Source organism: Saccharopolyspora sp. NPDC047091 (assembly GCF_040643635.1).
In the GTDB taxonomy this organism is placed as follows: domain Bacteria; phylum Actinomycetota; class Actinomycetes; order Mycobacteriales; family Pseudonocardiaceae; genus Saccharopolyspora_C.
In genome coordinates this window covers 153,475-174,286 of the sequence record NZ_JBEYUS010000004.1, presented here as the reverse complement: position 1 = coordinate 174,286, position 20,812 = coordinate 153,475, and the positions used below count along the sequence as shown (strand labels likewise).

At 69.4% G+C, this 20,812-nt stretch carries 19 protein-coding genes and 1 pseudogene; 15 read left to right on the top strand and 5 right to left on the bottom strand.

Annotated elements, in window-relative coordinates; all coding sequences use genetic code 11:
* The first annotated feature begins 106 nt into the window (after window positions 1–106).
* From ABZ805_RS03805 to ABZ805_RS03775, 7 genes are all read left to right on the top strand, one after another.
* The gene (locus ABZ805_RS03805; RefSeq protein WP_358433843.1) at window positions 107–1,204 is read left to right on the top strand and encodes an MSMEG_0568 family radical SAM protein; all 1,098 of its coding nucleotides are present in this window, start codon (window positions 107–109) and stop codon (window positions 1,202–1,204) included.
* Window positions 1,201–2,661, top strand: coding sequence for an MSMEG_0567/sll0787 family protein (locus tag ABZ805_RS03800; RefSeq protein ID WP_358433840.1), 1,461 nt, complete (start codon window positions 1,201–1,203; stop codon window positions 2,659–2,661). The genes ABZ805_RS03805 and ABZ805_RS03800 overlap by 4 nt, the downstream gene beginning before the upstream one ends.
* Window positions 2,658–3,503 carry a carbon-nitrogen hydrolase family protein gene (locus ABZ805_RS03795; protein WP_358433838.1) on the top strand — a complete coding sequence of 282 codons (846 nt, stop codon included), beginning with the start codon at window positions 2,658–2,660 and terminating at the stop codon, window positions 3,501–3,503. The genes ABZ805_RS03800 and ABZ805_RS03795 overlap by 4 nt, the downstream gene beginning before the upstream one ends.
* Window positions 3,500–4,336, top strand: a complete 837-nt coding sequence (locus ABZ805_RS03790) for a carbon-nitrogen hydrolase family protein (RefSeq protein WP_358433836.1) — start codon at window positions 3,500–3,502, stop codon at window positions 4,334–4,336. Before ABZ805_RS03795 ends, ABZ805_RS03790 begins: the two co-directional genes overlap by 4 nt.
* Window positions 4,333–5,421, top strand: coding sequence for an MSMEG_0565 family glycosyltransferase (locus ABZ805_RS03785; RefSeq protein WP_358433833.1), 1,089 nt, complete (start codon window positions 4,333–4,335; stop codon window positions 5,419–5,421). The genes ABZ805_RS03790 and ABZ805_RS03785 overlap by 4 nt, the downstream gene beginning before the upstream one ends.
* 94 nt (window positions 5,422–5,515) lie before the next feature.
* A complete protein-coding gene (locus ABZ805_RS03780) occupies window positions 5,516–6,304 on the top strand; it encodes a class I SAM-dependent methyltransferase (RefSeq protein ID WP_358433830.1) in 789 nt (262 codons plus the stop codon).
* Between the two features lie 555 nt (window positions 6,305–6,859).
* A complete protein-coding gene (locus ABZ805_RS03775) occupies window positions 6,860–8,263 on the top strand; it encodes a GGDEF domain-containing protein (protein ID WP_358433827.1) in 1,404 nt (467 codons plus the stop codon).
* A gap of 91 nt (window positions 8,264–8,354) precedes the next feature.
* Here ABZ805_RS03775 and ABZ805_RS03770 read toward each other — a convergent pair whose 3' ends face one another.
* On the bottom strand, window positions 8,355–9,110 hold the full coding sequence (locus ABZ805_RS03770) for a methyltransferase domain-containing protein (protein ID WP_358433825.1): 756 nt from the start codon (window positions 9,108–9,110) through the stop codon (window positions 8,355–8,357).
* Window positions 9,111–10,154: 1,044 nt separating this feature from the next.
* Here ABZ805_RS03770 and ABZ805_RS03765 point away from each other — a divergent pair.
* The 3 genes from ABZ805_RS03765 (at window position 10,155) to ABZ805_RS03755 (ending at window position 12,244) form a co-directional block, all read left to right on the top strand.
* Window positions 10,155–10,610: a helix-turn-helix domain-containing protein gene (locus tag ABZ805_RS03765; RefSeq protein ID WP_358433822.1), complete on the top strand. Its 456-nt coding sequence runs from the start codon at window positions 10,155–10,157 to the stop codon at window positions 10,608–10,610.
* Window positions 10,611–11,071: 461 nt separating this feature from the next.
* Window positions 11,072–11,248, top strand: coding sequence for a hypothetical protein (locus tag ABZ805_RS03760; RefSeq protein ID WP_358433820.1), 177 nt, complete (start codon window positions 11,072–11,074; stop codon window positions 11,246–11,248).
* A gap of 312 nt (window positions 11,249–11,560) precedes the next feature.
* Window positions 11,561–12,244 (top strand): response regulator transcription factor, encoded by a 684-nt coding sequence (locus ABZ805_RS03755; protein ID WP_358433817.1) that lies wholly within the window; start codon window positions 11,561–11,563, stop codon window positions 12,242–12,244.
* A 159-nt stretch (window positions 12,245–12,403) separates the two neighbouring features.
* On the opposite strand, the gene ABZ805_RS03750 is transcribed toward ABZ805_RS03755, so the two are convergent.
* Both ABZ805_RS03750 and ABZ805_RS03745 read right to left on the bottom strand, forming a co-directional pair.
* A complete protein-coding gene (locus ABZ805_RS03750) occupies window positions 12,404–14,422 on the bottom strand; it encodes a hypothetical protein (RefSeq protein ID WP_358433879.1) in 2,019 nt (672 codons plus the stop codon).
* 189 nt (window positions 14,423–14,611) lie between these two features.
* Window positions 14,612–15,103: pseudogene (locus ABZ805_RS03745) on the bottom strand (ATP-binding protein); the annotation flags it as partial.
* 224 nt (window positions 15,104–15,327) lie between these two features.
* Here ABZ805_RS03745 and ABZ805_RS03740 point away from each other — a divergent pair.
* The gene (locus ABZ805_RS03740) at window positions 15,328–16,683 is read left to right on the top strand and encodes a LuxR C-terminal-related transcriptional regulator (protein WP_358433814.1); all 1,356 of its coding nucleotides are present in this window, start codon (window positions 15,328–15,330) and stop codon (window positions 16,681–16,683) included.
* Between the two features lie 135 nt (window positions 16,684–16,818).
* Here the strand turns inward: ABZ805_RS03740 and ABZ805_RS03735 are convergent, their stop codons facing one another.
* A complete protein-coding gene (locus ABZ805_RS03735; protein ID WP_358433877.1) occupies window positions 16,819–17,568 on the bottom strand; it encodes a response regulator transcription factor in 750 nt (249 codons plus the stop codon).
* Between the two features lie 610 nt (window positions 17,569–18,178).
* On the opposite strand from ABZ805_RS03735, the gene ABZ805_RS03730 reads away from it, so the two are divergent.
* Together ABZ805_RS03730 and ABZ805_RS03725 are read left to right on the top strand one after the other, a co-directional pair.
* On the top strand, window positions 18,179–18,487 hold the full coding sequence (locus tag ABZ805_RS03730; protein ID WP_358433811.1) for a hypothetical protein: 309 nt from the start codon (window positions 18,179–18,181) through the stop codon (window positions 18,485–18,487).
* 327 nt (window positions 18,488–18,814) lie between these two features.
* The gene (locus tag ABZ805_RS03725; protein WP_358433808.1) at window positions 18,815–19,345 is read left to right on the top strand and encodes a hypothetical protein; all 531 of its coding nucleotides are present in this window, start codon (window positions 18,815–18,817) and stop codon (window positions 19,343–19,345) included.
* 33 nt (window positions 19,346–19,378) lie between these two features.
* On the opposite strand, the gene ABZ805_RS03720 is transcribed toward ABZ805_RS03725, so the two are convergent.
* The gene (locus tag ABZ805_RS03720) at window positions 19,379–19,786 is read right to left on the bottom strand and encodes a CAP domain-containing protein (protein ID WP_358433805.1); all 408 of its coding nucleotides are present in this window, start codon (window positions 19,784–19,786) and stop codon (window positions 19,379–19,381) included.
* 251 nt (window positions 19,787–20,037) lie between these two features.
* On the opposite strand from ABZ805_RS03720, the gene ABZ805_RS03715 reads away from it, so the two are divergent.
* The gene (locus ABZ805_RS03715) at window positions 20,038–20,361 is read left to right on the top strand and encodes a WXG100 family type VII secretion target (RefSeq protein ID WP_358433802.1); all 324 of its coding nucleotides are present in this window, start codon (window positions 20,038–20,040) and stop codon (window positions 20,359–20,361) included.
* A gap of 62 nt (window positions 20,362–20,423) precedes the next feature.
* Window positions 20,424–20,723: a WXG100 family type VII secretion target gene (locus ABZ805_RS03710; protein WP_358433799.1), complete on the top strand. Its 300-nt coding sequence runs from the start codon at window positions 20,424–20,426 to the stop codon at window positions 20,721–20,723.
* Window positions 20,724–20,812 lie beyond the last annotated feature (89 nt).

The following is a 20,812-nucleotide window of genomic DNA, read 5'->3' as shown; positions in this document are numbered from 1 at the left end:
CCGCGGCGTGCGGCGACGGCCGCGCACCCGCCCTCGGACTTCGGGTCCGAGCGCGGGTGCCGGGCGCCGCTCGCGGGGAATCGCAGGCCATTCATGGAGGTGTGTCGTGAGCATCGATACCGGCCAGGAGCGGAACAGCACGGCGGTGGACGTGCGGATCATGACGCGTGCGGAGCTGGCGTTGCACGGGGTCCGGATGGATGCCGAGGTCGCGCGACCGGCTGGCGCGGGGCCCAGCGACGACGGCCACGTCCTCGTCGACGGCGCCGGAGCGGCGTTGCCCACCAACCCCGCCAGCCCGTACTCGGTGCGTGATGGCCGGGTCTGGCTGGGGGAGGAGGACGTCGGGGTCGAAATCACCCCGGTGCGCAGGCCCAGGTTCTACGACCTGAGCACCGCGGACGGCGTGCGCTACGAGCGGATCGCCCGGCTGCACGGCGCGGACGTGCTCGCCACCACCGTGGTGCAGACCTGCGTTCGCTACGCCGAATCCGACCGTTGCCGATTCTGCACCATCGAGGAATCGTTGCGCGGCGGCGCCACGGTCGCGGCCAAGACGCCCGCGCAGCTGGCCGAGGTCGCAGCGGCCGCCGTGCGGCTCGACGGGGTGCGGCAGATGGTGCTGACCACCGGCACCACCGCCGGACCGGATCGCGGTGCGCGCAACCTGGCGCGTTCGGTGCGCGCGGTGCTCGCGGCAGTGCCCGGCCTGCCGATCCAGGTGCAGTGCGAACCGCCCGGTGAACTGCGCTGGATCGGTGAGCTCGAGGCCGCCGGAGCCACGGCGATCGGCATCCACGTCGAAGCCCTCGACGAGCAGGTGCGGCGCCGTTGGATGCCCGGGAAGTCGCAGGTTCCGCTGGCCGAGTACGAGGCGGCGTGGGACGAGGCCGTGCGCGTGTTCGGCCACAACCGGGTGTCCACGTACCTGCTGGTCGGCCTTGGGGAGGACCCCGACGAACTGATCGACGGTGCCGCCGGGCTCATCGAGCGGGGCGTGTATCCGTTCGTCGTCCCTTTCCGGCCGATGGCGGGCACGCTGGCCGCCCGTGACGGCGTCGAGGCGCCCAGCGGGGAGTTGCTGGCCTACGTGACGGACGCGGTGGCCGGGCTGCTCAGGCGCGCCGGAATGTCGGGTGCGGATCAGGGCGCGGGGTGCGCGGCCTGCGGTGCCTGCTCGGTGCTGAGGACGGCGGGAGGATGAGTGTGATCGCCTACGAAGAGCTGCTTCCGCCCGGAAGCCCGCCGATGCCGATGCCGGACGTCCTGTCGCTGCTCGGCGACCGCGCGACCCTGTCCGGGCAGCCACCGTTTCGAATCGAAGCGGCCGACGCCGGGGCCCTCGCCGCGTACCGACGCCTGCGGCACCAGGTGTTCGTGCGGGAACAGGGCCTCTTCGCCGGAACCGACCGGGATGATCGGGACGATGATCCGCGGACGGTCGTCCTGGTGGCCCGCTCCGCCGATGGCGGCGTGCTCGGGGGAGTCCGCCTCGGTCCGGCGACCGACGGCCCTGATCTCGGATGGTGGTACGGCGGAAGACTGGTCGTCGATGGGGCGGTGCGCCGAACGCGCGGAGTGGGTCCGGCGCTGGTGCGCGCCGCCTGCGCGCACGCCGAGGCAGCCGGTGCGCTGCGGTTCGACGCGACCGTGCAAGTGTGCAACGAGCCGCTGTTCGCACGACTGGGCTGGGACCGGGTCCGCGAGGTCGACGTGGCCGGTGTGCCGCACACGTTGATGCGCTGGCCCGTGCGTCGCGTGCACGACCTCGTGGAGGCGACCAAAGCTCCCCTGGGGCCGCTGCTGGACGCGGCCACCGGGCCTCCTGGTGCATTCGGCGGCGCCGGATTCGTGGGTGACGACGGAGCCCCGGTCCCGGGCAGCGACCTGGTGGCGGCGTGCGATGCGATCGTCCCGGCGATGGTCGAGCGCGACCCGGAGTGGGCCGGTTGGTGCGCGGTGCTGGCCAACGTCAACGACCTCGCCGCGATGGGAGCGGAACCGGTCGGGCTGCTCGACGCGATCGGTGCCAGGAACACCGCGCACGCCGGACGCCTGGTCGCCGGGCTGCGGCGTGCTGCGGACGCCTACGGCGGGATTCCATTGCTCGGCGGGCACACGCAGCTCGGCGTGCCCGGCTCGTTGTCCCTCACCGCGCTCGGGCGCACCGCCCATCCCGTCCCGGGCGGCGGTGGCCGCGTGGGACACGAGGTCCGGCTGACCGCGGATCTCGGCGGTGGCTGGCGCCGCGGCTACCGCGGTCGGCAGTGGGATTCCACCAGTCACCGGAGAACTCCAGAACTGCGCGCCATGCTCGGCGCGGTGGCCGCCGCGAGACCGGCGGCGGCCAAGGACGTCTCGATGGCCGGGGTCGTGGGCACCCTGGGCATGCTCGCCGAAGCCAGCGGGTGTGCGGCGGTAATCGACGTCGCTCGCGTGCCGCGCCCCGCAGGAGCGACGGTGGGCGACTGGCTGACGTGCTTCCCCGGCTTCGCGGTCCTCACCACCGATGACGCGGGGAGCGACCCGCTGCCGGCGGGGCCCGCCACCGGTGCCACGTGCGGAGAACTGGTGCAGGGCGGGGGCGTCGGGTTGCGGTGGCCCGACGGCGAGATCACAGCAGCGATCACCACGACGGTGACCGGAATGGGGGATGCATGAGCACATTGCGCCTGGCCGCCGTCGCCGCCGAATTCGGCCGCGACCTGGAACAGGACTTCTTGATCGTCGAGGAGCTCGTCGAGCGGGCTCGGTCCGCGGGTGTCGAGCTGCTGGCCCTGCCGGAGGCATGTCTCGGCGGTTACCTGCTCGGTCTCGACGGCTCCGCCGCCGACGATCCGGGACCTCCCGCGCTCGAGCTGGACGGGCCCGAAGTGCGGCGGCTGGCCGCTCTCGCCGGGAACATGACCGTCGTCGCCGGATACTGCGAGCGGGCCGGGGACCGGAAGTTCAACAGCGCGGTCTGCGTCAGCGGCGACGGCGTGCTCGGCAACCACCGCAAGGTGCACCAGCCGCTGAGCGAGAACGCCAGCTACGACTCCGGTGACTCCTTCCACGCCTTCGACACGCCCGCCGGACGGCTGGGCATGCTGATCTGCTACGACAAGGCGTTCCCCGAAGCGGCTCGCGCGTTGGCTCTCGACGGTGCGGAGATCGGGGTCTGCGTGTCCGCTTGGCCGGGGGCGCGCACCAACGCCGCGGCGGATCTCGCGCAGGACCGGTGGAAGCGCCGCTTCGACCTGTTCGACCGGGCCAGGGCTTTGGAGAACCAGGTGCTGTGGCTTTCGGCGAACCAGGCGGGAACCTTCGGTTCGCTGCGCTTCGTCGGCAGCGCCAAGGTCGTCGATCCTGGAGGCGAGGTGCTCGCCGACACCGGGGTCGAAGCAGGGGTCGCTGTCGCTGACGTCGACGTCGACCGCGCGCTCGAAGCGGCGCGCAGGCACATGGGACACCTCCGCGACCGGCGGCCCGATGCCTACCTGGCTGGCGCGGACCTGTCATGAGCCTGGTCCGCATCGGCGCTGCGGCAGCGCATTTCGGACGTGACCTCGAATTCGACCTGGCTCGGATCGCCAAGCTGATCGACGATGCTCGCCTGGCTGGTGCCGGGTTACTGGTCCTGCCCGACGCCGCCCTCGGCGGCTACCTCGCGGAGCTGCGTCACCCCGGCGTGGACGCGCTGCCGCCCGCGCTCGCTCCCGACTCGCCGATGATCCGGCGAGTCGCCTCGCTGGCCGCCGACATGGTCGTGTGCGTCGGCTACTGCGAGGACGGCGGCGACGTGCGCTACAACGCCGCGGTGTGCGTCAGCGGTGACGGTGTGCTCGGCAGCCACCGCAAGGTGCACCTGCCCGCCGGTGAGTCGCAGGTCTACTCGCCGGGTGAGTCCTTCGCGGCGTGTGACACCCCGGTCGGCAGGGTGGGCATGCTCATCGACTACGACAAGACTTTCCCCGAAGCCGCGCGGTCGTTGGCCCTGGATGGTGCGGAGGTGCTGGCCTGTCTATCGGCTTGGCCGACCAGCATCACCAATCGCGCACCGCGAATGGCCCAGGACCGGCAGGCCAAGCTCTTCGACCTCTACGACCAGACGCGCGCTGCGGAGAACCAGGTCGTGCTCGCTTCGTCTAACCAGACGGGGACCACGGGCGGCATGCGCTTCCTGGGACAGGCGAAGGTCGTCGGACCCGCAGGGGACATCCTGGCGCGCACCTGGTCGAAAGCAGGACTCGCCATCGCAGAGCTGGACGTGGGCGCCGAGGTCGAACGCGCCCGGCGAGTGCTGCACCACCTCGGAGAGCTGCGACCATCCGCTTACCGAGGAGGCAGCAGGTGAAGATCGCGCTGTTGAGCTACTCGACGAAACCTCGTGGCGGTGTGGTGCACACGCTGGCACTGGCCGAGGCACTGGCAGTGCTCGGCGAGGACGTGGCCGTCTGGACCTTGGGGCGTGGTGGCGACACCGGGTTCTTCCGGCAGGTCGACGACGCCGTGGACGTGCGGATCGTACCGTTCGCCGACGGACCGGACGGCGAAACCGCGGGCGAGCGCGTGCTGCGTTCGATCGAGGTGCTCGGCGCGGCTTTCACCCCGGACCAGTACGACGTGGTGCACGCCCAGGACTGCATCAGCGCGAACGCGGTCGGCGACTGCGTGCGCACGGTGCACCACATCGACCACTTCAGCACACCGGAACTGGCAGCCTGCCACGAGCGCGCCATCGTCGCCCCGCACTCGCACGTCTGCGTCTCGCGCTCGGTCGCCGACGAGCTGAGCGCGGGATGGGGTGTCGAGGCCGAGGTGATCCCGAACGGGGTTGCGTACGACCGGTTCGCCGGAACCACCGAACAGGACCGGCGGCACTGGACCGACAGGCTGGGCCGCTACGTGCTCACCGTCGGCGGCATCGAGCCGCGCAAGGGATCGCTGGATCTGCTGGAGTCCTACGCGTTGCTGCGCGAGCAGCAACCCGACATCGCACTGGTCATCGCCGGCGGCGAAACCCTCTTCGACTACCGCGAATACCGGCGGCGCTGGGAGGACCGCGCCCGCGAGCTCGGTGTCGAACCGGTGGTGCTGGGGCCGGTGGCTGAGGACGACCTCCCCGCTCTGGTCGCCGCCGCCAGCGCCTTCGCGTTCCCGTCCACCAAGGAGGGATTCGGGCTGGCCGCGATGGAGGCGTTGGCGGCCGGAACTCCGCTGGTGGTGCGAGCACTGCCCGTTCTGCGGGAGGTCTTCGGCGCCGCCGCCCGCTTCGCCGACAGCGCGCAATCCTTCGCCGCCGAGCTCGCTGCCGCGCTGGCCGATGATGACCCGGACCGTCGGGAGGCCGGGCGGGCGCTGGCCGCCGCGCACACGTGGCGGACGGCGGCCGAACGCCACATCGTGCTCTACCGCTCGCTCAGGCGGGGCCGTTCCTGAGCGGAGCGGCCCCGCGTACTTCCCTGGCCACGATCTTCTCTGAACCCGACGGTTCGAGCGGCCGCGCAGGATGGCCTCTCCTAGTGTTGCGATCATGACCGAGGACTACTTGACCGATTGGAACGCCGATGGGGTGGCGGAGCGCTTCGCGGAGTTCGACACCGCGCTGTGGTGGCGGCTTGGTTATCGCGCCCTGCCGCAGTTGCTCGCACCTGACCGGTTCGACGGCGAGCGCCAGACTTTACTGGACCTGGGGTGCGGGGACGGGACGGTCACGTCATGGATCGCGCAGCACACCGCCAGCGCCGTTGTCGGCGTGGATCGATCGTCGGTGATGATTCGCGCGGCTCGGCGCGGTGCGGACCCGGCGGGACACACCAGGTTCGTCCACAGGCCGGCAGACCGCACCGGTCTCCCCACCGACTCCATCGATGCGGCGTGGGCCGCTTTCCTGGCGGTGTGCTTGCCGGACATGGCAGCACTGCGGGCAGTGGTCGCCGAACTCGCACGCGTAGTGCGGCCCGGGGGGCGCGTGGTGCTGCTCGACAGCCATCCCGACACCACGGGAGTGGATTTCGGAGACGTGGTGCAGGGCGAACCAGACGTGACCTATTCCGAAGGGGATCGGCTCCCGGTCCGGATGCGGCGGCAGGACGGCAGCTGGAGTTCGATCACCGACACCTACTGGACGCGCGCCACCTACGACTCGGTGCTGGGAGAGGCCGGATTCGAGGACGTCGAGCAGCGCGAGCCGCTGCTGGATCCAGCCGACGGGCGGGACGACGACCCGGTTGAACCGGAGCGGCGGCAGCGGTGGCACGCCGCGACGGAACGGCCCCCGTTCCTGATCGTGAGCGCCCGCAGAACCGTCACCGGAAACTAGGCCGAGCCGTACCGCGTGCCTCAGCGTTCGAGCCGCGGGGGACCCCGGCACCCGAGTCCGGCAGTGGGGCACGAGATGCCTGGGGCCCGGCGGAGGGCGGTCGATGGCTCCTCGAAGGGCACCGGGCATTCGTTTTCCTCGGGGGATGGCGAGATCAGCCGCTCCGCCCGCCGCAGCAGAGGCCTTGGTACCGGTAGCCTCGGAGGCGCGGGACGGCTTGCGGAGCTCTTCGGGACGCGCAGCGCCCGCCGAACTCGACGCCGCAGTGGACGTGCGCAACGCGCCCAGCACGATCCGGACACCGCTAGATCGGCAAGGCGGGATTCGGCCCGCGCCTGCACGTTGCGGCGCCCGGGTCTGCGAAGGCAAGGTTTTCGATCCACCGGCTGCGGACGAAAGACACCGAACCGACCGGGGAGCCGGGCTTCCGCCCGACCGGATGCTCGCGTCGGCCGACTTGGGCCCGCGGTCCGCCGCGGACGGGGCAGGCAGGAGAACGAACGGATGTCGTGGAGGTGGCCCCGCGCGGCTTGGCTCGTGATGTCAGTGGTGGCCGTGCCCGTCTTGCTGGTCGTGTCCGGAGCGCTCACGGAACCCATCAGGTGGGCCGTAGCAGACCTCACGGGGCTCATCGGTGCCCTTGCGGCCGCCGTCGCGTTCGCCTGGACCGGACGGGCACCTTCGAAGTCGGGCACGGGGCGCTGGTGGCGGCCCCTGATGGCGCTCGCCCTCTTCGGCTGGGGCGTGGGGCAAGCCGTGTGGACGTGGCACCGCAGCGTGGATCAGCGCGCGGCGACCTTCCCGGACGTCGAGAACGCGCTCTACCTGGGACTGCCGGTCTTCACCTTCTTCGCGTTGCTGCACATCGCCAAGAACGAGCACGCCCGCACCGGTGCCATCGATGCCATCACACGCCCGCGCGTTCTGGTGATCGACGGATTGATCGTCGCTACCAGTTTGCTCGGTCTGGTGTGGCAGGTCACGTTCGGAGCGGCCGTGGAGCGCGGATCCGCCAGCCTCGGCGAAGTGCTGCTGGCGGTGTCCTACGCGGTGGCCGACCTCGTCCTCATCGTGCTCGCGGTCCTGATATCGGTCCTGATGCATCGCAACTGGCGACTACCGCTGGTGTGGCTGCTGGCCGGGCTCATCGCGATCGGTGCTTCGGACGCCCTCTACGCGTTCTCCATCAGCAACAGCAGTTCCGCTCCGCCGAACATCGCTGATGTGGGGTACATGATGGCGCCCTACTTCATGCTTGTCGCCGCGCTCGCCCCGGAGAACGGACTGTCGCGAGTGGCGACCAACCTTCCTCCACTCGTTCTTCCCTACGTTCCGCTGGCAGCGGTGTGCGCGTTCACGGCCGTGCGGGCGACCATCGACAGCCCGCGTCCCTCGGAGGTCTACTTCCTCGTCGGAGTCGTCGGTCTCGTCGTGGTGCGTCAGCTCACGACGGCGCGTCGGCTGCAGGAGGTGCACCAGCGCCTGCGGCACCTCGCCACGCACGACCCGCTCACCGGGGTGGCGAACCGAGCACTTCTGCTGGACGTCCTCGCACAGGCCCTCCCCCAGGCGTACGCCCAGCACACCGACCTCGGCCTCCTCTACATCGATCTCGACCAGTTCAAGGAGGTCAACGACAGGTGGGGACACCAAGCGGGGGACACCGTGCTGCGGGCGACGGCCACGAAGCTGCGAACCGAGCTCGACGGCAGGGCCACGCTGGCCCGCCTTGGCGGGGACGAGTTCGTGGTCCTGCTCAACCCGGCACCCGCCGACCCGGGCTCGCTGTGCTCACGGCTCCGCGAACGTCTGGCCGAACCGGTTCTGCTGGAGGGGGAGGAGTACCGGATCACCGCCAGCTTCGGGTACGTACCGCTCGAACCGAACGACACTGCGCACCACGCGCTCAGCCGCGCCGATGCGGCCATGTACTCGGCCAAGCGAGCTGAACAGCTCTGATGGCTAGGCGGAGCGCCGGACCGTAAAGGCTTCGCCGCCATCCCTCCAGGCCTCCGGGGCGCGGCCGCCGTCCGATCTTTGCACCGGCCCGTCATGTGCGGCTCGTCAGCAGGTAGAACGGTGCGTGCTCGGCGGGTTGGCGGGAGGAGAGCACGAGGGTGCGGACGAGCGGGATGTCGATCCGATCCACGGTGAACCCGGCGGATTCCAGCATGCCGCGAACGGATCCGAGCGGCCGGTGCAGCCGGCGGGAGCGCGTCCACGTACCGTCGCGCCGCTGGAGGCTGAGAGGTACCATCTCGCCGGGCCGGGCAGTTCGGCCGAGTTGACCGTAGACGATGCCCGGGAAGTGGATGCCGACGGCAGAGGGGTTGACGTCGAGGACGGTGAAGCGGGATCCGGGCCGCAGGACGCGCAGGACTTCGGAGAAGAGCTGTTCGACCAGCGGGTCGAGGAACTCGCAGCTGACGACGAAACCTGCGTAGGCGGCATCCGCGGAGGAGTCGGGGATACCGCGCAGAGATCCTCGTGGAGTTCGTCGATACCGGACCCCCAGCGTCGGTCTCTCTTCGGCTGTTCTGATCATCGCTGGCGAAGGGTCCGTTCCGAGCACCTGCGCTCTATGCGCGTTAGCCAGCCAGCGCGCGGACTTGCCCGTGCGGCAACCGACGTCGAGGACTCGGTCGCCCGGCGCGATGTGCAACTGATCAGGCAGGTGGCGGTACCCGTGGTCCCACCAGAACGCGTCATCGAGCGCGTCGTAGTCGTCGACCTCGGACTGCACACTGCGGATCGACGACGTCGACTCATCGAATGCGGACGGCTCGAGCATGTGAAAATAGGTCACTGGCCACACTCCCCTCAGTCCCTCGGCCGACGAGCGAACGAATCGGTGTTCCTCACGGCGATGTTGCCTCGGACTTCCTCCGCCCTTGTCGATGCGAGCAGCTTGCGCGGTCTCTCGCCACTGTGATGCAACGCACTGCTCGGCGACCGATCCGCGCTACGTGCGCCGGTGTGCGATCTGACCTCGCCGGCGCATCCTCCGTTGCCACACACGGTCGCACCATTCGCCAGGGAAGTTCGAGCGAGCGCTTTAGCGCGAGAGCGACCCGGCCGATCTTGAAGTAGACAATATCTGCGGCGCATCGGTTGGTCTGGACGGGTGAAATTCCCGATGCGCTGGGCAAGATCGTTCTGCGACCCCTTAACTGTGGCCCCCACGCTCGCCGCCGACCAGGAAGTTCCTGGTCACGCACACCGCTGGGCCACTGATGCCTTACAAGCAAGGGGTCGTTGGTTCGAACCCAACTGCGCCCACCGTAGTCCTTTGAACAGCGAAAACGTGGTTCCCGTTCGGGGTGCTTCCGCACAGTGCGCCCTTGATCTCGCCCCCTTCCGGCAACGCGTGGCGTTCAGATCCGTGGGCTCGGCAAGGACGAAGCGGGCTGGTAGCCGTCCCGCACGAGGTGCGACCAAGGCGGGCGCGAATTGCGGCGCGCTTCCGTACGGCATCCGCGCCGCGGCCAGCTCGTGTGCCCATTTCGGGGAGGGCATGTCGCCGTTGAGATCTCCGGCGGGGTACCTCGCCGTGAGCGCGATGAGCTGAGCTCGACCCGCTCGTTCTCCCGGATGCATCGCACCTCGGTGGCTTCGTGAGACGGGTGGTGCCCGGCTCCCAGTGTTGCGGGGCCCCGCACCGGCGCGGGCTGCTGGTGGGCTGGTTCGCCGTAACGGCATGTTCGGTCGCGAACGGATGATGTCCGCAATCTCTGATCAGCCAAAGGTTCTCCGGTCGGCTTTCCCCGCGTGCCGACTTGCGTCATGGCATGGTCGGTGGTGAACGCCGTTGCGGCACGGAGCTTGTTCAGGCAGGCCGATCCGATCAGCGGTGAGCCGGTGTTGCAGGTCCGGACCGTGCTCCGGTCGCACGAGCGCCCCGGGGTCTTCCGAGACGCTGAGCGCCGATGATCCCGTGGTGGCGCCGACGGCCGCCAAGAGCGGACGAGCGTCGAGCCTGCGGACCGAGGAGTTCGACCTGCTGCTGTTCGTGTTGGCCGATCCCGGCCGGGTAGCTTCGGCGGGACGAATTGATGCGGGAGTTCCAGGCGCAGGAATTCGGCGGTGCGCCCACCGCGGCCGCCACGTGCGGTGGCTGCGGGAGAAGATCGAGGATGAACCGCCGATGCCCGAGCTCTTGATCACCGTCTGGGGTGTCGGGTATCGGTTCGACGCTCCCGGGGTGTGCGGAGGAAAGGTGATCTCTCGGCCGGTGCGGACCGGGAGAGCAGTGCTGGAATGCTGGTTCGCAGGAGTCGTGAAAGCCCGATCGTCGGCTCTGCGGTGAGGACGACCGCTGACGCGGCGCCACGCTCCTGAGTCTGCGAAACGTCCTGCGCGCACTTCTGCGAGCGGCCTCGTGCGGGATTTCCCTGGAACGTGGTCACGGCAAATGGGAAACTTTTGTTTCCAGACTCATTAAATGAGATCAGCTTGCTGAAGCCGTGGTATGGGAATGCGCGATCGGGCATGGGTGATTCACGTACGTGATCGCTTCGTGGTACCGGTGCGCTGAACTCCGTTTCGCCTGATTGACTGTGTTCGGCAAATGAAATTCGGCAGAGGGGAAAACCGATGAATCAGGACACGCGGCGCCGGATGGGGCGTGGAACGGCGCTGACCGCGGTCGTGGGTGCCGCGCTCGCCATGGCGACGGCGGGGACCGCGCAGGCTGCCACTCCCGGGGTCTTCACACTGTGCTCGAAGGGGTCTTACGCTTCCTACGCGGTGTTCCCGGAGCGCGGTGGCATGGCCACGACGCTCGTTCCCAGCGGTGCCTGCGAGAAGTTCGAATTCGACGGCGACAAGCCGGAGCGAGTTGAGATCCACCAGGGCGGTGGCGCGCTCATCGGCCCGGTCACCTACGACGGCCGGGCGGGCTTGAACATCGCCACCGTCGAAGGGCCGAGCTTCCACCCGTTCTGATCCACGTCGGCCGATGGCCGGGCTGTGCCGTTGTCGTGAACCCGTGGCAACGGCACAGTCGTGTCGCCGGAGATCGGCGGCACGCTGCGGAGGAATCGAGCAGTCCGGAAAGGTGCGCCCTTGATCCAGTTGGCGGTATCGGCTTTCAAGTGGGGGGAATCCCCGTCCGCCGCGAACGAGGTCTGGATTGCGCCGAGGGGTGCGGACACTTGAGGTGGTCGCGCGTTGCCGCGGATTATCCGCCGTGGGGGAGCGGTTCGAAGGCGCTGCGCAACCGAACTGCTCGCTTCCCAGTTTCGGAGGATGATCGGGATGACTTCCCAAGCCGAATCAGCAGAATCGTCGCCGGCCCTGCACGAGGAGCAAGAGTCCGCGAAGCGCGTGCGGGTAGCGGCCTGGGCAGCTGATCCCATCACGCTGAACGGTTTGACGCAGGCGTTGATGGGCCGCCTCGACGTGTTCGTCGCGACGGGCGAACTCCCAGCCGACGTGGATGTTCTGGTGGTCGCCGCCGACCGGATCACCACGGATGTCATGGTCAACATGCGCAGGGCCGCCACCCAGTGCTCGGCGCCGATGGTGCTGGTGACCAACGAGCTCGACCGGACCCAGCTGCTGGCCGCGGTCGAATGCCGCGTGGTCGCGGTGCTGCATCGCAGCGCGGCCACCGAGGAGCGGCTGGTCAGCACGATCGACGTCGTGGCCGGAGGCGGCGGTCTGCTACCGCCCAACCTGCTCGGTGATCTGCTGCGCCAAGTGCAGAACCTGAACGAAGAGGTGCTGGCTCCGCGTGGTCTGAACTCCTCCGGGCTGACCAGTCGCGAGATCGACGTCATCCGGTTGCTCACCGAAGGGTGCGACACCGAGGAGATCGCGACCCGGATGTGCTATTCGGAACGCACCGTGAAGAACGTCATCTACGCCATGACGAGTCGCTTCAACCTGCGCAATCGTCCGCAGCTGGTCGCGTACGCCATGCGTTCCGGAATCATCTAGCACGGTGCGAGGCGCGGAACGGCAGGAGATGGTGCCGAAATCCCCTCGCAGCACGCCCGAAACCCGGCGCGGGGATGATCGGTGTCCTTCGTCCGTCTTGGCCGGCGCTGTGGGCTGCGCGGCTGCGTCCGGGCCCGCAGCCGCCGCGGCACGACGTCCTCACGCGGACGCCGACGCGACGTCGCGCAACATCGCAGTGGCCAGCTCGGCGCGCGACCGGTACCCGGCGCGCTGGAAGAACCGGGTCAGCCGCCCCTCCACGCTCTTCGCGCCGGTTCCGAGAACGACACCGATCTGCTGGTTGGTCAATCCGTCCGTGACGAGGGTCGCGAGCAACCGTTCGTTCTCGGCGAGGGTCGCGCTCCGGCCCGCGACAGCGATGTTGCGCGCGCGCATCAGCAGCCGCAGCCGCGCTCGCGGAATCAGGGCGTCGAGCTCGCCGAACGTCCGGTATGCCTCCCGTAGCAGCCCCGGGTCCCCGAGCCCGCTTTCAGCCACGATCAGGACGGTGCGGGCCAACTCGACCTTCCGGCGACGGGAGCGGGAGAGCTCGACCGCTTCGCGCGCGGCAGCCGGATCATGCTCCACCAGCACTCGTGCGAGAAGGTGATTGCGTCGTGCGGTGGTGGTCCCCACACGGTCGGCGATCCGCTCGATCCGCGCCGCGCACTTCCGTCCGGCCATCTGGTCCCCGTGCCGCGACTCCCATTCGGCCAGGTGCAGCCACAGTTCACCGGTGCCGACGATGAGCCCGTGCGCGCCAGCGCGAGCGAGCCCCTGCTCGATGATCGTGCGGGAGCGGTCGTGGGCGCCGATCGTGCGTTCCAAGTCCGCGGCGGGCCCGGCCAGCAGGTGCGGCAGCAGCAGGTGCTGCGAGCGAGCTTCGTCGAGCACGGCGCGCGCCCTGCTCAGCCGGCCGCGGGCGGTCAGGATCGTCACCGCTTCCCGGTACATCGGTGTCCGCCCGGGAGCTCGGCCGTGGACCGTTGCCGCGGCCATCGTGGACCGGGCGGCGTCGAGCGCTTCGTCCCACTGCTCGTGCGCCCCGATATCATCGAGTTCTGCCGCGCCGCGCAGGTGGAGCGCGTTCGTCACCAGCTGGTTCGCCGGCCAGGCGGCGCTGCTCGTGTCGTCCTCGGTCTGCTCGTGGCGGGACGCCGTACCCAGCATCGACGCCGCCACCTGATCGATGGCCCGGCCGAACGCCGCCGTGGCGGGGCTTTCCGCTCGCCACTGCTGGGATTCGGCGGCGAGCTGCTCGTGAGCTTCCCGCCATCGGTCGAGCAGGCAGAGCGCGGCGGCTCGGGTCACGGTGCGGGCCGCAGCACCGCCGGGAAGCGACCGCCAACCCTCCCGGGCGAAGTCGTGCAACGCGGTCGTGTCACCGCGGCCGGCCAAACCGGCCACGTAGACGAGTTGCAGTTGCTGTGCCGGGATGGTCGAGAGTTCGTGGGGGAGCGCGCGCAGCGCGAGGTCGGCCGATTCGGCGGCGGAACCGAACCGCTGCCCGACCGCGCACGACACGGCGTGCCGGTGCAGCGCCGCGGCTCGGCGGGTGGGATCCGTGGTCAGTTCGGTCGCCGCCAGCAGCCATCGCGCCTCGCGATCGTCGTGCACATCCGAGGCGCTGTGCGCCAGCAACTGCGCGGCGGCACGCTCGGGAGCCACCAACCCGCCCGCGTCGACCAGTCGTTCGGGCAGGTAGTCGGGGTCCGTGCACGGTGCGCCGTGCCAGAGGACGCGCACGGCGAGCAATGCGATCCTGCGCCGTTCGAAGGGACCCGCGCAGGAAGCGAGCATGGTGGCGAGCATCGGCACGCGGAACCGCCAGGAATTCGGCTGCGGGCCGGGTAGCAGCACGCCCGCTTCAGCCAGCGCGCGCAGGGTTTCGAGGACCTCGTCCTCGCCGCGGTCGACGCAGTCCGCGATCAGCGACGGCGCGGCCTCGTCCAGCGGATGCAGCGCTGCCAGCGATTTCAGCACGGCCCGGGCCGGCGATTTCGGCTCGCACAGGTCGGTGAACAGCGGATGGGTGTTCGGCAGGCGAGGAGCCCGGTCCCGCACCAGGTGCACCTGGCGGTCGACCACCCGCAGGCAGTCGGATGCCAGATACCCCTCGACCGCGGCCTCGATGACGGCGGGGAGACCTCGACAGGAGTTCCGCATCGCGGCGGCCATTCCGGGTGCGGGCACCGCGTTGAGGAGTTCCGAGAGGACCTGCTCCACTTCGGTTCCGCCCAGCGGGCGGAGCCGTTCTTCGTGCACCAGCCCGTTCTCCGCCGGCTGATCGAGGTCCGCCCGGTCGGCTGCGCCGCTGCGAGCGGAGCAGACCAGGGTGATGCGAGTACCTGCCAGCGCCTTCAGGACGGCGGTGATGGAGCCGGCGGATTCCGGGCTGAGCCGGTGTGCGTCGTCGAGGAAGACCACGAGCCGGTCGCGCTGCCCGGTCAGTGCCGCCAGCAGCCGCCGGAACGAGGCCGGTGCGGAGTCGCCGCGAGCGGTCGGCGCACCGAGCTCGTCGGCGAGTCGGGCGGCGAGGTGCGCCGCGTCGCACTCCCTGCGCGGTATCGGAACGTTCACCGTGGAGATGCGCTCGTCGGTGAGCCGCAGCCGCGCCTGCGCGAGAGTCGTGCTGCGGCCGATCCCGGCGGGGCCTGTGACCACGACGAGCGGGACGTCAGGGCGGTGCAGGCAGACGTCGACGATTCGATCGACGACTTCGCCCCGGACGACCGAACGGGCACTCGGCCCGCGTTCTCGAGCAGTGTTGCCCCGCGGGGTCGTGCGCTGGAGGGCCGCGTCGGGGAGTGTCAGGTGGTCCGGGGTGGCGGGCTGGTGCGCGGGTCGATGAGTGAACACAGTCCCAGTATTGCCAGTGATCCCGGGACGGTTTGCATTCACGTGATGACAGGATCCTTAATGATTTCTTGCGTGAATGTTGGCCGAGTGGAACATATTACACCGTTCTGAAATATGTCATTCCGGATTCTTGATCTCCTGCTGTTCCGCTGATCCCGGCGATAGCGTGCGGCCGTCGAGCCAAGGCGTCGAAGGCGACGCGGCGATGCAGGAGGACGACGATCATGACGCGGGAGAAGACGGCCATCGCGGGCCGGGACGAGGTCTTGGCGGAACTGTGGACCGCGCTGTCGTCCGGAACGAAGCACGGCCGGCTGCTGGTCGTCCGCGGTGCGCAGGGCATCGGCAGGACTCGGTTGCTGGAGGCCGCCGCTCGACGCTGGCTGTCCCGGGGGCTGCGAGTGACCCAGGTGCACGCGGGACGTGAGCGCTACGGGATCGGCGCCGTGGTCGACGCACTCCGGGCGGACTTCGACCGGTCCGGCGAGCCCGCCCTGATCGAGTGCATCAGCGCGTTGGCACGGCTCCGCGATGGCGAGCCGGCGGATCAGGGCGCGCGATTCGTCACCGTGGTGGACGAGTTCAACCGGGCGTTCGGCCAGATCGGCGGCATCGGGCAGACCGCGGTGCTCGTCGACGACGTCCTGGAGATCGCCGATCCCGTCCCGCTGCTGCTCGCCGCCCGCCGTCCGGGCTGCTTGGTCGTCGCGTCCTTGCGCACCGGTTCCGAGACTTCCTCGGTCGCTCGTGAACTGCTGGAGCTGGCCGACGAGGTGCTGGATCTGGACCCGCTGCGCAATGCGGACGTCGCGACGATCACGGGCGGCGACCTGGACGAGAGCGTGCACGAGGCGCTGCACGCCGCGCTCGGTCCGCTCTACGGCAATCCGGGCGCCGTGCTGGCGACCGTGCAGGAATTGCGGGACCACGGGCGGATCGTCGACCACCGCTTGACCGCTGCGGACGCGGAGATCGAGCTTCCCGCGGACCACGACTTGGTGCTGCGCGTCCGCCGGCTCGGCGCGCTCCCCCCGCGCCTGCTCGCCGCGGTGGCCGCGCTCGGAGCGCTCGACCTCGATGATGTGCCGTTGGTCGCCCGCGCCCTGGGCGACGACTTGGCGGAGTGCGAGCGGGTGGTGGACGAACTCGTCGAGGAGGGGCTGCTCGTGGGGGATGAGGGGCGGCAGCTGCGGTGCAGCTGCCCGGCCCTCGCGGCGACTTTCGCGCGCCAGCAGCGGGACGTGGCGCGGCGCCTGGCCGCCCCGCCACCGTCGGATGCGAAGGTGCCCGCGCGGTCGATGACAGCGGTGGCCTCCTCTGGTTCGCGGTTGCAGCCGGCCGCGCGGGCGCAGGCCTGGTCCGCAGCCGACGGTCGGCTACTCGGCCTGATCAGTTCGGGGCTCACCAATCGGCAGATCGGTTCGAAGCTGGGACTGAGCGAGAAGACGGTGGAGAACCAGTTGACCAGGCTGTTCGCCAAGACCGGCTGCCGGTCCCGCGTGGAGTTGGTGACGGTGGCGAACGCGCCGCGGCTCCCGGTCGGCGGGGCCGTCGGCAACCGGACCTCTCTGACGGCCTGACCGATGCGTTGCGGAGCGCCCCGGCGCGAGACGCTCGTGCGGTCGCGCAACGCACTGGATCCGTGCGCCCGCCCGAGCTGCCCAGCGGTGACCGGACCTGGTCGGTTCCGCTGCTCTCGCCACTGCGCACCGCTCTCAGCGGAGCTCGTCCCGGGCACCGGGGGGATCGAAGCGGTAGCCCACACCCCACACGGTCACCAGCACCTCCGGGCGGGACGGGTCGAGCTCGACCTTCTCCCGCAATCGTCTCATGTGGACGGTCACGGTGGAGGCGTCGCCGAAATCGCGCTCCCATACCTTGCGCATCAGCTCATCGCGGCGGAACGCCCGGCCGGGGTTGTCCATGAGGAACGTCAGCAGCGCGAACTCCCGGTTGGTCAACGCCAGTCGCCGCCGACCTCTGCTGGCGATCCGCGCGGAGTGGTCCACCACCAGATCGCCCGCGCGTCGGATGCCGGGAGACGGCGCGGGAGGCCTGGCCTGCACCCTGTGGAGCACCGACTGGACCCGCATCACCAGCTCTCGCGGGTTGAGCGGTTTCGTCAGGTAGTCGTCCGCGCCGGCCTCCAGCCCGCGCAGTCGGTCCTGCTCGGCGTCCGGCGAAGTCAGCATGATCACCGGGACTCGACTCCGAGTTCGCAGCTCCAGGCAGAACTTCGCGCCGTCGAGGCCCGGCAACGTCATGTCGAGCACGACGAGGCCGGGGCGCAGCTCGTGCGCCAGCTCCAAGCCGAGCAGGCCATCGGACACGACCACCGTGGTGTAGTCCGCTCGGCGCAGGTGATCGGTGATCATCTGGGATGTCACGGGATCGTCCTCGAGAACCAGGACGCGTGGTCCTCGTGTGCGCGAGTGCTCCTGCTGAGCACGATTCGGCGGTGTCATCTCCTGAACCTGCTTCTCACTCTCAAGCTCATTCCACCCACCTTGTTCCGAGGCGACCGGGCGGAGGGCCACCGCCGAGCGCGGGTGCGGCGAATCGGTCGTGCGCAACGGCGGTCGCGTGGCAGGCAACTGGTCGGCCTGGCCATTAGTCGCCACATTCGCCGGGTGATCGGTAGTGCCCGGGTAAGGTCACGCTGCGCCTGGATCGGTGGTGGAAATTGTACGTCCCTCCGAGGACGGGTGGAGCGACCCGGGGAGGGGCGGAAGCCATTCATCCTGTCCGGCGTCCACCAGCGCGCAGCCGAGCGGGATGACGTGGTTTCACCGCTTCTGATCAGCGGTTTTGCCGCTCCTCGTTGCGTCCTCGATCGGGCTGGGCGTTTCGGGAGGGGTGTGATCCGCGCCTGCTCGCTGATGTGGCGGAAAGGTCGATCCGCTGGTTCGGTGATGTCCTTTCGGGCAATTTCGGTACCTGGAGGTGCCATTCGCTTCCCGTTTGCTCCGCCTCGGTGGCGAATTCGGTTAGCTTGGGGTAAATCAATTGATCGGCATTGGGGTCTCGGCCCGCTGCGGGCGGTCCGGCGCGCCGTACTACCGGGAGAAATAAGGGATGACGAGCGGTTTCCTGTCGTATTCAGACCACTTCGTCGGCAGCAGTGGCTGGAAAGTCCCTGCGCTGGGTAAGGAGTACGGCCCGGGTGAGGAAGTGCCCCCGCCCGTGAAAGAGCTCCGGAGCGGTATCGGCTTGAGCGTGGAGACGCTCCTCCTCGGCTTTGGTCGCAGCGAACGAACACGCTTCCACGACACCGAGGTCCGGCCCTGCCTGCGGTGCGCCGAGTACGGCCAGGCGCAGCCGCGCGCGGTGGCATCGGCCGAAGCATCGATCAGCTGCTGCCCCGGTTGCCCCGGATGCCGGTGACGTCGATGCCGAAGCGGCTTCGGGGGGAGTCGGGCGCCTTCCCTCTTCGGACGGCCCGCGCGCGGCTCCGTCGCGGCGGATCCGCGGCCGGAACGGTGAAGGCGGGATCCGATGCGGCATGCCGCGATCACTGATGAAGCAGCGCACCCCGCCCTCACCGGAGGAGGTTCGGCCACGGGACGCGTCGATGAACTTCTGGCCGCCATGTCGGAGCAAGCGGTCGCGGTGGCGATGCTGCGGGCGAAGTGGGCCGAGTCGGTCCGAGCGGTACCACCGGAGCCCGACGACGGTGGACCGGACGGGGCGAACTCGTGGCCGCTCACCGACGTGCGGCGCGAGCGGTGGTTCAGGGCCGAAGGCGTTCGCGAGATGTGGTTTTCGAAATACGTCCTGTGGGTCGGGTGGTGGGTCGACACCGCGCAGCTCGCGTTGCGATCCGCCGCGGGTGAGCCGGATTCGGAGCTGCGGGAGGCGACCGCGGTCAGGACGCCCGAGACCTGGCAGGGATCGGAGCGCGGGAGATCCTTTTCGCTGCGGCTCGTTCAGCGAGCCCCACTCCTCCGCTGGGGCGAGAACTGGATCAACGACTCGCTGCCCTGGCTGCTCGCGCACGATGATCTGGACAGGTTGCTCGCGCTCACCGGCGACACGAGCTCCGCGCGGGCCGTTCGGCTCGCCCACCGCTCCGTGCTGGACGCTCGGCACGCCGGGGACCTCGCGCTGGAGCAGGAGGAGTCGGGTTCGGCCGCGATGTGCGAGGTGGACCGGAACTGGAACCTCTACAGCCGGCGGCATCCCCTCGCGTGTGACTACGCGAACACGATCGCCGACCACTTGAGGATCGCAGCGCGGCGGTGAAGCCCGCTCGCGCCGGTGCATCGCGCGTGCGGCTCAGTAACCGAAGTTCTGCGTCCACCACGGAGTTCCGCGGCCGATGTGCAGTCCGACGCCGATCGCCCGGAACTCGCCGTTGAGGATGTTCTCCCGGTGCGGGATGCTCTGCATCCAGGCGCGCACCACGCTGGCCGGTGTTTCCTGCCCGACCGCGATGTTCTCCCCGGCCGGGTCCTCGAAACCTTCGGCCAGCATCCGCTCGAACGGCGACGGGCCGCGAAATCCTCGGTGTGCGAAGAAATCCCGCTGCGCCATGTCGGCGCTGTGCCGTCGTGCCGAACGGCGCAGCCGTTCATCGCCTTCCAACCGGGGCAGTCCGCGCCTGGTGCGCTCGGCGTTGACCAGTGACACGACCTTGTCCTCGGTTCGGGAACGCACCGCGTCCCGACCGGCTCCGAGCGCCATGCGACGCCACACCTCCTCGGTCCGCGCGGAATCCGCCTCGACCATCGGAATCTCTTATATATCGGGAAGTCCGGCGCCGAACGCGCGGCGGCCAGGCTGTGCCCGAGTGGGCACGCGTGCCGGGCGTTCGGGTACGGATCGTCCGCGTCGGCGCCCAGCGCGAATGTTCGCGGTGAGACTTGCGTATGCCCGCGCACGCGCGCCGATCCTCCGGTGCGGTGCGCGCCGAGCAGAGCGAGAGGAGATTTTCCATGGCACAGCAGGTGCAGACCTCGACCCCCGGGATGCAGTCCGCGGGGCAGAAGTTCAGCGACACCGCCAGTGACTTCACCAGGGACATGCACGCCGTCAACACCATGATGGCGACGTTGCAGTCGAGCTGGCACGGCGACGCGTCCAGGAATTTCAACCAGGCGATGGACAACTGGGAGAAGTCCTTCAACATCGTGATCAACAAGTTGATCGGCATGATGGAGGTCATGGGGATCAACTCCAAGGACTACGTGACGGCTGAAGACGACGCGACGAGCAAGGCCGGCTCCTTCAGTTCCGTCCTCCCGCTGCCTGGAGTCTGAGCGGAACCATCAATTCCCCGATCGATCGAGTCCGCTCGCTCGCGGACCGATGAGGAGTGCAGATGTCTGACTATCGTTTCAACTTCAGCGTCGCGGACGCGACTCTCTACGACATGGACGCGGTCAACAACAAGGTTCGCTCGGCGCTCACCGAAATGGAACGGGCCGTCGAGTCCAGCCTCGCGGATTGGACCGGTGATGCGCAGAACGCCTACTGGGAAGCCAAGGCTGCGTGGAACCAGCAGGCCAACCTGATGCCGCAGTACCTGCAGGCGGGGCGGCAGACCCTGCTCAACATTTCCGACAACTACGGCACGACCGAGCAGCGCGCTCGGCAGATCTGGGACCAGACTCGGGGCTGAGCGATTTCGCGTTCGCGATGCGGTACGGCCGTCGGGGAAGTGACCCCGGATTTCCCGACGGCCACCGCCGTGGCCATCGGGGCCGCGCC